The organism is Streptomyces sp. NPDC051020 (genome assembly GCF_040683105.1).
In the GTDB taxonomy this organism is placed as follows: Bacteria; Actinomycetota; Actinomycetes; order Streptomycetales; family Streptomycetaceae; genus Streptomyces.
The window spans coordinates 45,489-57,799 of the sequence record NZ_JBFBCG010000050.1; the positions used below are offsets into that span (position 1 = coordinate 45,489).

Annotated in this window: 13 protein-coding genes; 9 read left to right on the forward strand and 4 right to left on the reverse strand. The window is 67.8% G+C overall.

What is annotated here, in order from left to right; translation table 11 throughout:
- Positions 1 to 154: 154 nt before the first annotated feature.
- Together AB0N06_RS25210 and AB0N06_RS25215 are read right to left on the reverse strand one after the other, a co-directional pair.
- The gene (locus tag AB0N06_RS25210; protein ID WP_366136938.1) at positions 155 to 340 is read right to left on the reverse strand and encodes a DUF397 domain-containing protein; all 186 of its coding nucleotides are present in this window, start codon (positions 338 to 340) and stop codon (positions 155 to 157) included.
- A complete protein-coding gene (locus AB0N06_RS25215; protein ID WP_366136939.1) occupies positions 337 to 1,182 on the reverse strand; it encodes a helix-turn-helix transcriptional regulator in 846 nt (281 codons plus the stop codon). The genes AB0N06_RS25210 and AB0N06_RS25215 overlap by 4 nt, the downstream gene beginning before the upstream one ends.
- A 150-nt stretch (positions 1,183 to 1,332) precedes the next feature.
- Between AB0N06_RS25215 and AB0N06_RS25220 the strand changes: the two genes are divergently transcribed.
- The 6 genes from AB0N06_RS25220 (at position 1,333) to AB0N06_RS25245 (ending at position 6,537) form a co-directional block, all read left to right on the forward strand.
- The gene (locus AB0N06_RS25220; protein ID WP_366136940.1) at positions 1,333 to 1,797 is read left to right on the forward strand and encodes an ATP-binding protein; all 465 of its coding nucleotides are present in this window, start codon (positions 1,333 to 1,335) and stop codon (positions 1,795 to 1,797) included.
- A 68-nt stretch (positions 1,798 to 1,865) separates the two neighbouring features.
- Positions 1,866 to 2,423 carry a Uma2 family endonuclease gene (locus AB0N06_RS25225; RefSeq protein ID WP_366136941.1) on the forward strand — a complete coding sequence of 186 codons (558 nt, stop codon included), beginning with the start codon at positions 1,866 to 1,868 and terminating at the stop codon, positions 2,421 to 2,423.
- Between the two features lie 69 nt (positions 2,424 to 2,492).
- Positions 2,493 to 3,365, forward strand: a complete 873-nt coding sequence (locus AB0N06_RS25230; RefSeq protein ID WP_366136942.1) for an alpha/beta hydrolase — start codon at positions 2,493 to 2,495, stop codon at positions 3,363 to 3,365.
- 150 nt (positions 3,366 to 3,515) lie between these two features.
- Positions 3,516 to 4,667 carry a site-specific integrase gene (locus tag AB0N06_RS25235; RefSeq protein WP_366136943.1) on the forward strand — a complete coding sequence of 384 codons (1,152 nt, stop codon included), beginning with the start codon at positions 3,516 to 3,518 and terminating at the stop codon, positions 4,665 to 4,667.
- Positions 4,664 to 4,999: a helix-turn-helix transcriptional regulator gene (locus AB0N06_RS25240; protein WP_366136944.1), complete on the forward strand. Its 336-nt coding sequence runs from the start codon at positions 4,664 to 4,666 to the stop codon at positions 4,997 to 4,999. The genes AB0N06_RS25235 and AB0N06_RS25240 overlap by 4 nt, the downstream gene beginning before the upstream one ends.
- A complete protein-coding gene (locus tag AB0N06_RS25245; RefSeq protein WP_366136945.1) occupies positions 4,996 to 6,537 on the forward strand; it encodes a hypothetical protein in 1,542 nt (513 codons plus the stop codon). The genes AB0N06_RS25240 and AB0N06_RS25245 overlap by 4 nt, the downstream gene beginning before the upstream one ends.
- Positions 6,538 to 6,590: 53 nt before the next feature.
- Here the strand turns inward: AB0N06_RS25245 and AB0N06_RS25250 are convergent, their stop codons facing one another.
- The gene (locus AB0N06_RS25250; protein WP_366136946.1) at positions 6,591 to 6,989 is read right to left on the reverse strand and encodes a nitrilase-related carbon-nitrogen hydrolase; all 399 of its coding nucleotides are present in this window, start codon (positions 6,987 to 6,989) and stop codon (positions 6,591 to 6,593) included.
- Positions 6,990 to 7,023: 34 nt separating this feature from the next.
- Between AB0N06_RS25250 and AB0N06_RS25255 the strand changes: the two genes are divergently transcribed.
- A complete protein-coding gene (locus AB0N06_RS25255; RefSeq protein WP_366136947.1) occupies positions 7,024 to 7,881 on the forward strand; it encodes a PIN domain-containing protein in 858 nt (285 codons plus the stop codon).
- 653 nt (positions 7,882 to 8,534) lie between these two features.
- Positions 8,535 to 9,065 carry a hypothetical protein gene (locus AB0N06_RS25260; RefSeq protein ID WP_366136948.1) on the forward strand — a complete coding sequence of 177 codons (531 nt, stop codon included), beginning with the start codon at positions 8,535 to 8,537 and terminating at the stop codon, positions 9,063 to 9,065.
- 264 nt (positions 9,066 to 9,329) lie between these two features.
- Here the strand turns inward: AB0N06_RS25260 and AB0N06_RS25265 are convergent, their stop codons facing one another.
- Positions 9,330 to 10,706: a TnsA-like heteromeric transposase endonuclease subunit gene (locus AB0N06_RS25265; protein WP_366136954.1), complete on the reverse strand. Its 1,377-nt coding sequence runs from the start codon at positions 10,704 to 10,706 to the stop codon at positions 9,330 to 9,332.
- 332 nt (positions 10,707 to 11,038) lie between these two features.
- Between AB0N06_RS25265 and AB0N06_RS25270 the strand changes: the two genes are divergently transcribed.
- Positions 11,039 to 11,935 carry an aminoglycoside phosphotransferase family protein gene (locus tag AB0N06_RS25270; RefSeq protein ID WP_366136949.1) on the forward strand — a complete coding sequence of 299 codons (897 nt, stop codon included), beginning with the start codon at positions 11,039 to 11,041 and terminating at the stop codon, positions 11,933 to 11,935.
- The last annotated feature ends 376 nt before the right edge of the window (positions 11,936 to 12,311 follow it).

Here is a 12,311-nt window from a genome sequence, read left to right on the forward strand (position 1 = left end):
GGAGCGTTCCGCAATCGCGGGAGCGACGCTATCAAGGTGCACGGCTTTCGCAGGCGCGCTGCCGAAACGTGATCTCGGTAACTTGCGCGGAGGCGTTCAGTCCGGCGGCGTCTCTCGCGTCGGCCCGACGGGTGCGCTCAACTCCGTGACGTGGTCAGCGCTGGACGGCGTACGCGACGAAGCCGGTCCAGGCGGCGGGGGAGAGGGTGAGTTGGGGGCCCTCTTCGACCTTGGAGTCCCGGACGCGGACGGTGTCGGGGCAGGTGGCGACCTCTACGCAGGAGTCGCCGTCTCCACCGCTGTAGGTGCTTTTGAACCAGGCCGGTTCGGACGTGCTCATAGCGCTCCTCGCATTCGCTTCAGCAGACTCCCTGTGTCCTCATGGGTGAGAGCCTGCGAGCGCATCTTGGCATACCGCCTCTGCAGCACACTTACGTCATCCGGGTCGGAGATCAGATGGCCGGTGCGCTGCCCTTCGGAGTAGGCGAGAAGCCTGTGATCTGGCGTCTCAAGGAGCTGAATGGGACCCTCCAGTCCTGCGTGGTTCTCCCGTTGCAGCGGCATCACCTGAAGCTCGACATTACGCATTTCTGCACACCGCAGGACGTGGTCGATGAGGTCCTTCGTGGTCTCTTTGCCACCTGTACAGCGCAGGAACAGGGTCTCTTCGACGATGAAGCTGTACTCCGTGTAGGGCTCCTCACGCAGGAGTCGCTGGCGCTCCGCGCGAGCTACGAGCTGCACCTCGATCTGGTCATCGCTCAATGCCGGCACGCGGTTTTCGAAGACCGCCCTGGCGTAGGCATCGGACTGCAACAGCCCCGGGACCACGCGGCATTCGTACGTGCTGAGACTGATTGCATCCGCCTCCAGCTGCGCCCAATGGTGGAACCACTTCGCCAGCCCCCGCCGCCGCGACAAGTGCTTCGCCGCCGCCCTGATCACCCCGAACGCATCCAGCACCTCCTCCGCCCGATCCACGAACGCCGGCGGTGGGAACCGGCGCCCCTGTTCGATCGAGGCGACCGTCGGCACCGAGTACCGCACCCTCGGGGCGAACTCCTCCTGCGTGAGCCGTGCCCGTTTGCGGAAGACCTTGACCACCTCGCCGAACGCCTTCAGGGTGTCCGAGGGCTCCGGCTCCCCGTCCACGCCCGTCGTGCCGCCCGCGCCGTCCGTCATGTTCGGCCACCTTTCATGCCCCACCTGTCCGCAACTTGCCCATGGTCACGGACTGTCACGCGTACCGTCCACACTCCGTACCCGTACGCTGACTCAGCGTACGGGTTTCTGACCTGGTGGGACCGTCCTCCCGGCCGTCACGGTGGGCGCATGGAAGCACTCGCGTCCCCGCAAGCGCCGTTCACCGTGCGTGTGTTCGTGCAGCGATTCAGTTCCACGCCCCGAGGAGCCCGGCTGGCCCGGCAGCTTGCTCTGCACCAGCTGAACGAGTGGGGCATCCCGTACGGCGGTGACGCCTCCGAGACCGCCGCGCTGATCGTCGCCGAGCTGGCGGCGAACGCGGTGACGCACGGCCGGGTGCCGGGCCGGGACTTCGAGTTGAGGCTCGTCCATGCTCCGGGCGACCGGTGCACGCTCGGCGTCCTGCGGATCGAGGTCACGGACGCCCGGGGCGAGCGGCGCCCGCCGGGGCCGGGGGAGCTGGTGACGCCGCCGCCCGGTTCCGGCAACGGGCACGGGCTGATCCTGGTGGAGGCGCTGGCCGACCGGTGGGCGGTGGTGGATCGCGTACCGCCGGGGAAGACGGTCCGTGCAGAGCTGGATCTGCTGTACTGATTAGGGTGACTGCTCCCACCGGCCGGTTCTGCTTGTTGCGGGGAACGCAAATGGGGCACTCTGGGCACATGACCGCCGCGCCCGCCGACTACAGCCAAGGCATCGACCCGGAACGCGCTCTGAAGTACGCCGTCCAGAACATCCGGGGCGACCGTGCCCAGATCGTCGAAGGGATCATCGAGCCCGTGTCGCCCACCTGGGATCACGAGGCCACGGCCGAGGTGATCCGCGATCAGGTCAAGCCGCGCGCCCGTGAGCTGGGGTTTGTCACCGGGTCGGGCAACCTGGACCTGCCCGGGTCGTCGAACTGGTACGTCCCCGACATCGCCGTGGTGCCGGTCGCCGATGCCAAGGGCGCGGGCGCCCTGCTGCCCGATCAGACACTGCTCGTGGTCGAGGTCACCAGCGAGTCCGACACCGAAACGGACCGCGTCGTGAAGCGGCGGCGGTACGCCGAGTACGGGGCGCCGCTGTATCTGCTGGTCGACCGGGTGGAACGAAGCGTGACCCTGTTTGCCGAACCCGGGCGTCCGGGGTACGCGCGGGTGGACGGCCCGCACCCGTTCGGGGCCGTGTTGCACCTGCCCGGACCGTTCGACCTGGACCTGGACACGGGCGAGCTGTGAGCGCGTTGGCATAGGGTCGGGACTGCGCATCGCCCCTGCCCACAGGCAACCGAGGAGAGTGCACGCCCCGTGACCGCACACGCCCACGCGGCCCCGCCGCCACCCGTCTCCGAAGTCCAGCTCTCCGCAGGGCCGGTGGCATACCAGGACACCGGCGGTGACGGCCCCGTCGTCGTCCTGTTGCACGGCGTCGCCATGGACGGCTCGCTCTGGCGGCACGTCGTCGCCGATCTGAGCCCCGACCACCGCTGCGTCGTCCCGACCCTGCCGCTCGGCGGTCACCGCAGGCCCATGAAGCCGGACGCCGATCTGTCGATCCTCGGCGTTGCCCGGCTGGTCGCGGAGTTCCTCGATGTGCTCGACCTCACCGATGTCACCCTCGTCATGAACGACTGGGGCGGGGCGCAGGCCCTCGTCGCCGACGGGCGTGATCAGCGGATCGGGAAGCTTGTCATCACCTCCTGCGAGGCCTTCGACAACTTCCCGCCGGGGCTGCCCGGCTCCAATCTCTACGCCTCTGCCAAGATGCCCGGCGGCCTGAACATAGCCTTCAACCTGCTGAAGCTGAAGCCGATGCGCCGGCTGCCGATGACCTGGGGCCGGATGAGCAAGCGGCCGGTGCCGCACGAGGTGATGGACGCGTGGTTCCGGCCGCTGTGGACCAACCCGGAGATCCGTCGCGACCTGCGGAAGTACGTTCTCGGCGTGCCGCCGAGGGGCGAACTCCTGCATTGGGCCGAGAGGTTGCGCGACTTCGACCGCCCGGCGCTGGTGGTCTGGGCGGCCGAGGACAAGGTCATGCCGCCGGAGCACGGTCGCCGGCTCGCCGAGATGCTGCCGAGGGGTGAACTCGTGGAGATCTCCGACAGTTACACACTCATACCCGAGGATCAGCCGCAGGAACTCGCGCGCCACATCCGGGCCTTCTTGCGGAGTCGATGAGCGGAAGGGGACCACGCCGTGATCCCGTGGACTTGGGCGGCATTCCTGACGGTGACGATACCGGCCTACTGGGTTCTGCTACCACTCACACAAGGGGCTGACCTGGGGCTTCTCTGCGGACTCGCATAGGATGCGGTTTTCTCGCATCTGATGCGAGTCGCGGAGAGTGGTGAATCGGTGGGGTTCAACGGGTCGATACCGGGGGCGGCGAGGCTGCATCTGGTCGATGGGGTCGCGCTGCTGCGGCCGGAGGAACAGGTCTTCACGGCGATGCTGACGGGGTTCGCCAACCAGCAGCTCGCACGGAATCTGGCCCGGACGACCGTGGAGAGCCAGGAGAACACGGTCAAGGCGTTCGCCGCCTACGTGAACACCTACCCCTGGCAGTGGACGCCGGCGATGGTCGATGAGTGGCTCGGTGACCTGCGCTCACTGCGCGACCTGAAGCGCTCGACCATCCGCTCGTACTCCGAGGCGGTTCGGGCGTTCTGCCACTTCGTCACCGACCCGCTCTATGAGTGGACGGCGACCTGCGAGGAACGGTTCGGTACTCACCCGGTGCAGGTGGTGCACGAGTGGAACACCGCGGTGCACGCCCAGGACAACGAGTCCGACCCGAAGAAGCGCGCGTTCACCAAGGCCGAGCTGCACGCCTTCTTCGAGCACTGTGACGACGAGGTCGCCCGCATCCGGGCCTTCGGCCGCAAGGGCTGGCTGCCCGCGTTCCGCGACGCGACGCTGTTCAAGACCGCGTACGCCTACGGACTGCGGCGCAACGAGACGCGGATGCTGGACGCCGCCGACTTCGGCCGTAACCCGCGTGGGGACGAGTTCGGCGAGTACGGCCGGTGCCAGGTCCGGTTCGGCAAGGCCAAGAAGGGCTCGCCGCCCAAGCGCCGCGGAGTACTGACCGTGTTCGACTGGACCCCGGACATCCTGGACGAGTGGTTCACCGAAGTCCGCCCGCTGTTCGGCACCGACAACAACCCGGCGGCCTGGCCCTCCGAACGGGGCATGCGGATCGGCTGCCAGCGGTTCAACTCCCGCTTCATCGCCTACCGCAAGGCCCTGGGCCTGGACGACGGACTGGACTTCCACTCCTTCCGCAGGTCCTACGTCACCCACCTGATCGAGGACGGCTGGGACCCGCGCTTCGTCCAGGAGCAAGTCGGTCACGAGCACGCCAGCACCACCTCTATCTACACCTGCGTGTCCTCGGACTTCCGCACCCGCATCCTGCGCCGACACCTGGACGACACCATCGCCGCGGCCCTTCAGGCCCGGAGCGGGAGGAACGCATGAAGCGCAAAGTCGGCTACACCTGGCGGCTGCGCGAGGTCATGGCCAAGCATCAGATCTTCACGGCCACCGAGCTGGTCCCGTTGCTGCGCGAGCGCGGGATCGACCTGTCCGCCTCTCAGGTCCACCGCCTGGTCTCCGGCACCCCGGAACGACTGTCGCTGCAGGTCATGGCCGCGCTCTGCGACATCCTCTCCTGCACCCCGGCCGACCTGGTGACCACCACCGCCGAGAACGCCGGCGTCCGCCAGACCGCCACCGGCGACCTGCCCGCCCCTCCCGCGAACGTCGCCAAGCTGCGGCCCCGCGCGGCCCGCATCCTGCCCGACGCATGACCCGGACCTACGCGACCGACGAGCAGTACGAACGCTGGTTCATGGCCGAGTGCTGCCGCTGCGGCCGCCGCAAGCACAAGGCCGGCCACTGGCCCGACGGATACGTCTGCCGGAACTGCTCGGACCGCGCGGTCCGGACACGCGGCACCTGCCCGGGATGCGGCCAGGAGCGGGCCCTTCCCGGGCTCTGGACCAGCGACGGCGTCGCGATCTGCACGACCTGCGCTGGCTTCTCCCAGTCCTTCGACTGCTCGCGCTGCGGCTTCGAGGGCAAACTCCTGGGCGGACGGCTCTGCGAACGCTGCACGCTCTCTGACCGGCTCACCGTCCTCCTCGACGACTGCACCGGCCGGATGCGTCCCGAACTGGTCCCGCTGTTCGACTTGCTGGTGGCGATGGAAAAGCCCAGCAGCGGAGTGGCCTGGCTGGCCTTGCGCAACGACCAGCCGGGGAACCCTTCGCAGAGGCTGCGGCAACTCGGCCTCGGCCAGATCCCGCTGACCCACGACGCCTTCCATGAACTCCAGCCCTGGCGGTCAGCGGCTCACCTGGAAGAACTCCTGATGGCAAGCGGGGTCCTGCCCGCGGTCGACAAGTACATCTGCTCCTTCCAGCGCTGGCTCCTCGGCCACCTGATCAGCATCGAGGACCCTGAGCATGTCAAGACGATCCGGCTCTTCACGACTTGGCGCGTCCTGCCCCGCCTGCGGGCCCGCTCCGAGCAGAGCCACATCACGCCAAGCATCCGCCGCTTCGCCGCCGAGCAGGTCAAACACGCGACCTCGTTCCTCAACTGGCTCGGCGAGCGGAATACCACCCTCGCCTCCTGCTCCCAGAGCGACATCGACGCCTGGTGGGCCGGGAACAACGAACACAACCGCACCTGTTTGAGGGCCTTCCTCAACTGGGCCATGCAGAGCCGACATTGCCGACGCTCCCTCTCCATACCCCCGATGAAGGCCACCCGACGAGCCCCGCTGAGCGAGGACGAGCGCCTCGACGCCCTCGACCTGCTGCTGACCGACACAGAGATACCGATGCCCCTCCGCGTCGCCGGCATCATCGTGCTCCTTTACGCGCAGCCCGTGAGCCGCATCGTCCGGCTCACCGTCGACGACGTGCTCCGCGACGGAGACGCCGTACTGCTACGACTCGGTGAGCCCGCCTCGCCCGTCCCCGCCCCGGTCGCCTTCTTGCTACAGGAGTACATCGACAACCGCGACAACATGAGCACCGCCACAAACCCGGGGAGCCGCTGGCTTTTCCCCGGCCGCCGGGCAGGACAGCCGGCCCGCCCCGACCACCTGGCCGCACTCCTCCGCGAAATCGGGGTCCCGGCCGCCGCCGCCCGCGGCGCCGCCATCCGACAACAACTCCTTGAGATGCCCGCTCCCGTCGTCGCAGACGCCCTCGGCTACCACGACAAGACCACCAGCCGCCTCCTCAGAGAGACCGGTGGGACATGGAGCCGATATGCCTCTGGAGATCACGGAAGGTCTCTTCCACGAGCAACAGCACTGACAGCACACGACGGTTGAGCATGAGGCCCTCTGCCGTCTGCCCATCGAGGCTCCCTTGATCTTCCCCGGACTCACTTGATGAAAACAGCCCGCGCAATCTCGTCGGGGGCCGCGCTGGCCTCCGCGACCAGTTCCCCGCCGGCGGACCAGATGCCCGAACGGCCGGACGTGCGGTCGAACCCGCCACCGGTCGGACCCGCGAAGGCTGCCGTGACGACCCACACACCGTGGTCGGCTGCGACCCGGCGGGCGCGCTCGCCGTGAACCTCAGCCTCGTGATCCGCGTGGACAACCCCGGCCACATACCCGTCGATTCCCAGCGCGGCTGTCTTCGCGGCATGCTCAGTGATACCCGTGTCGCGGCAGACGGCGAGACCCAGCCGCCACCCGTCCACTTCGATCACGGCGGGCTCCCCCGGCACAAAGCGGGCGGCCTCGCTGCCGTGGAGGTACGCCTTCCCATAGGCCACGCGCGCACCGTCTCCCCCCACAGCCAGGATGCCGATGCGCGGACCCGGCACAGGCGCGCCGACGGAGGTCTCGGCCAGGCGCCTCAGGGACCGGGTCAGCTCCGCGGACCTCACCGCGCTCGTTCTGACCCCACGCCACGACACCCTGCTGAACGGAGTCGGGCACCTGGCCGCAACGGAACAGCAGCGCCTTGTGAACCTCCTCGTGGACCAGGAGCTGGCCGAACGAGTTGCGACGTTCGAATCGGCGATCGACCTTCTCCAAGCGCAGATCACACGCTGGACCGGCCGGGAATGGTTCGTCGTCGCTGACTCCAGCTTCTACATCCACAACCCCGACAAGCTCGCCGACGCCGACCTCCAGCAGATCCTCGGACTCCCCGGCGGCGAGCCCATCCGCCTGCTGTTCCCGATGGCGGTGGTCGACGAACTCGACGGCCTCAAGGAGTCTGGTAAGCATCAGGCCCGTTGGCGTGCCTCCCACACCCTCGGGCTCCTTGACAGGATCCTGGACGGCAACACGTTCGGGGTCCTGGACCGGGCGCAGCTGAACACCGAGGCCGGTGAGGTCCGCGGCGAGATCAGCCTGGAAATCGTTCTCGATCCGCCCGGCCACGTTCGTCTGCCCATCGCCGACGACGAGATCATCGACCGGGCGGTCGCTTTCCAGGCTCTCGCTGGCCGTGAGGTACGGCTGCTGACCTGTGACACCGGCCAGCACACCCGCGGTCGCGCGGCTGGCCTGAAGGTCACGAAGGTCCCCGCGAAGGACCCCGGCCCGGAACCGGACTGGACGGCCCAGGACAAGCCCGGCACCGGTGTACGGGCCCAGCGCCGCGAGAAGCAGACAGCCCGCAGCGCGGAGCGGAACGAAGACGCAGCCGTCGGCTAGATCCGGGCCCCCAAACACGCGTGCCGGAAGGTGTGCTGCGGGCAGTATGGACCGGTCAAGGTGCCTGCGCCGGCCTGTGATCGCACCCTGAGGGTGTGGATTTTCCTGTCAGGCTGGCGCTGGCCGCTGCCGTTCCGGTTCTGCCCGCGGGTCCGGGATGGTGGTACGAGCCGAAATTCGACGGGCACAGGGCGATCACGGCGCGTACGCCGGACACCGTGGTCTTGGACGGCGAAGCGGTCATCTGGCGCAACGGGCGAGTTGACTTCGCGGCGGCGCAGTCCCGCGCCGCATCATCCTTGACCCGTGCGCGGGCCCTGGCCGCCCAGCACCCTGCGTCGTACGCGGTGTTCGACGTCCTTGAGCACCCCGTGCACGGTGATGTCCGCGGGCGCCCGTACACGGGGTGGGGCCGGAATACGAGCGAAACGTGCCACACACCAGTGGGTAGGTCACAGGCGCGAATCGATGTCGTAGGCGGTGCCGAGGACGTCCGCCGACTCGAAAATCCGCTCGTGAAACACGCGACCGTCCGGCAGTTCACCTGCGGCGATCATGTCGGCCGATGCAGCGCGGCGCCCCCGGGAGGAGCGTCCCCTGTGGCGCCGGTTACTGTTCCCGGTCCGGAGGATGGCAGGACCGAGGGAGACATCGTGGCGCAGTACCTGGGGCCGCTGGAGCTGGTCGGGGACCGGTGGATAATCGGGGATCCAAAGCGGGAGGACGGCCTGTGCGTGGTGCTCACGCCCGAGGGCATCGAGCACTACAGGCGCGCGGAGCCCGCGCCTCAGTCCGTCGTCCAGTGGTCCCAGTTCACGCAACTGGGAGTACATGCGACCTACTGGAAGTGGGAGGCCACCCGTACCGGAGGTCACGTCGGAGCGTTCAGCAACACCACCTTTTATAAAACCGGCCGTGACGGCTGCTCCCTGCAGGGGCTGCTCCGCCCCCCGCACGAGCCGTGGTCTGTCCTGTACACGCACCACAAGCGCCACTACACGGGCAGCCATGTGTTCCTGCTGAAGGCCCTGGTTCGCAAGCTTTCCGAGGCGAAGGCACTGGATCGTCTCGGTGATCCACAGTGGCTGGGCGCGGCCGTCGCCAAGTTGTCGCCGGTGACCGCATGGCTCCCCAGCTCGGGCAACCGCCTGGTGCAGGAAACCATCGAGAACCTCGGCGCCTGAGAAGTCGTCACGGCCCGCACACCCCACGAGAGGGAGGCCCTGACCCACTTGTCCACCGCTCAACCAAGTGGGAAACCCAGTTGAGCCTGGGGAAATTCGCTGATCCCCATCACCGTGGCACGTTTCGCTCGTATTCCGGCCCCACCCCCTGAAAACCGGTGAGCATGTTCCACGAGGTTCCGGCGTCCAGACCGAGGACGAAGGCTGTGGCCGTGGCATAGGTGCCATCGAGGCCATGCCGGGCGGGCTCTCGGCGAGCCGCGGTCATCCCTGGACCCAGCCGGGCCGCATCGGCTCCGGGGTCAGTGCGCGGGCCAGCAGCAGCGAGGCGTCCACGGACTTGGTGGTGGGCCGCACCACCGCGGCCGCGATGGTGCGGGTGGCCAGGTCGACCAGGGCAGTGAGCTCGAACCGGTCGGGAACTCTCTGATCGAGCCGCACCAGCACGTCCAGCGGGGTGGAGTCGATCTGCATCAACTCGCCCGGGGCCGCGACGCTTTCATAGCGGAACGGTCCCTCGGGCTGGTCGGCGAGTGAGCGGCGGGTGCGGGCAGACCCTGTCACGTGGACGCCATGCGACAGCTTGTCGAAGATCCGGTAGAACGTGGCTCGTGAGGGCATTTCCACCACGCCCTCGCCGTACTCGGCGGCCAGGATCCGCCCGGTCCGCCAGCGTGCATGCTCGATCGTGCGCGTCGAGGCCTGGATACTCTCGTTGACCGCCTGGCGTATCGCCGCCAGCACACGTGGATCGGCCCGGCCCAGCAGCGTGGTGTGCGGGGCGAGCCGGCGATCGACCACCGCCGCGATGCCGCCGGCCTCGTAACGCTGACGCTTGCGCTTGATGGTCCGTGCGGTGATCTCCTCGCCCTGCGCGGCCAGTTCGGCGGCCTTTGCCCGTTCTCGTTCAGCCAGTGAGCGGTTCGCCGGGTCGTACTCGGGCCGGGGCGCCCCGGCCGGGACGTCCGGAGGCAGGCCGGTCAGCAGCTCGACCAGGTGCCGCTGCCACCACAGCGCGCGCTCAGCCACCGGTTGCGGCAGATGGTCCAGCAACGCGGCCGAGCCCAGCGCGGCCCGGTCGCCGGTCCCGAGCACCGCGAAGTCCTCGGCCGACTGCAGATGGACCTGGTCCACGAGCATGCCGATCCCGTTGATATCGGCCAGCCGGACCCGCATTCCGGTCAGGCCGACCACCGTATATGCGTGTTCCTGAAATCTGATCCGGTCCCCGATCCGCAGCCGCCCAAGCCGCCCAAGCCGCCCAAGCCGCCCAAGCCGCCCAAGCCGCCCAAGCCGCGCGGACGTCACGACCGACCCTGACCGGACAGACAGACCACCGTGCCGGCACCCAGCGGGGACCTCCGCGGTGTCCTCGTCGACCAGATCCCTCGGGCGCACGTCCACGACAACCCCGGAGCCGTCGACCAGCCGCGCGAAGTAGTCCCGAGTGTGTTCGCGTTCGCGTTCCACTCCCATCCAGGCAAGACGGAAGGGCTGGGACGACAGAGCGACGACCGCCGGGTCGAAATCCAGGGCCATCGCCGTGTCCCGTTCCACCCATGACTCGTAGCCCACCTGGGACCGGGACGTCGCTGCCCAGTACTCACCATGAAGTTCTTCTGCTCCTTGAAGGAGACGAATGCGCGAACCGGCGAGGCAACTTCGAAGGGCTCATTCCAGTGACGGGCCAATGAGTCAAGGCGTTCGGCATCATCGGTGCCGACGAACCGTACCTCGACATCCGACGTCCACTCCCAGGAGGAAGCCGCTGCTGCCGACTCGCCCACGAACACCTCCGCCGACCGCGCTCAGCACCTGCACCTGCACCTGCACTACGAGGGTGGAGCACCTCGCGCAACACCGTGACCCAGAGGCAGATACCGTCATGCGAAAGAGGGGCAACCCGTCTCGAACAAACTGGCCGTATTGCCGACGAATTTCAGACGCGGGACCAGCGAAAGAGTGTGCCAGAGATGACCATGCACGACGATCAAGTGGACGTGACCACCGAAACAGTTGCGACCTTGATCCAGGAACAGTTCCCTCAGTGGAGCGGCAAGGACATCCGACTCCTGCAGTCGACTGGGACGGTCAATGCCATCTTCCGCATCGGGAACGAGCTCTCGGCACGTTTCCCACTACGTCTGGCCGATGCCGCCGAGGCGCTGGCGGTTCTGAAGCAGGAAGCCCAAGCGAGCGCGGAGCTGGCTCAGGTGTCCCGGTTCCCCACCCCCGAACCCCTCGCCCTGGGAGAGCCTGGAGCGGGCTACCCCATGCCGTGGTCCGTCCAGACGTGGCTGCCGGGAACTGTCGCCTGGGACGCCGACCCGAGTGGGTCGGATGCTTTTGCCCAGGACCTTGCGACCTTCATCACCGACCTCCGGAAGGCCGAGACGCGGGGGCGGCTCTTCAGCGGCGAGGGTCGTGGCGGCATTCTCACTCACCACGACGAATGGTTGGAGAAATGCTTCGAGGAGAGCGATGGGCTGCTTGACGTGCCCCGGCTCCGCCAGGTGTGGAGCTACCTACGGGAGTTGGCACGCACGGGTGCCGACGTGATGAGCCATGGTGACTTGATCCCGGGCAATGTACTGGTCGCGGGCGACCGGCTCAGCGGCGTACTCGACACCGGCGGCTTCGGTCCGGCCGACCCCGCGCTGGATCTGGTCAGTGCCTGGCATCTGCTGCAGCAGGGGCCACGGGAAGTGCTCCGGCGGACACTGGGCTGTGACGATCTCGAGTGGGAGCGCGGCAAGGCATGGGCGTTCGAACAGGCGATGGGCACTGTCTGGTACTACGCCGAGAGTAATCCGACGATGAGCAAGATGGGACGCCGGACACTGGACCGCATTCTGGAGTCGATGGAGTGATGTCGCCCTGGCTGCAGGCCGTGACCAAGACGATCACTTGTCCCCACCGACACCAGCACCAACGGACCAGATCATCTGAGACGACGAGCGAATCGGACCAGATCATTTGAGACAGAGGCCAGATCACCAGAGACGGGACATGATCGCAGCGAACGGCCCGCCGGCGTCGGGTGACCTGTGACAGTGAAGATTGATCCATTGCCACCGAAGTTTGACCGGTGTCGGCCTCGATCCTTCAGGCGTGATCGCTGCCAGTTGAGGTAATCGGTTCATCCCGTTTGTCCCGGCCGGTGCCGGGTGGGATCTTCGCGTGTCGCTGCGGCTGCGCCGGGCTTCCACGGTTCCCGGGGGGCTGCTCCTTTCTGGTCTTCGTCGG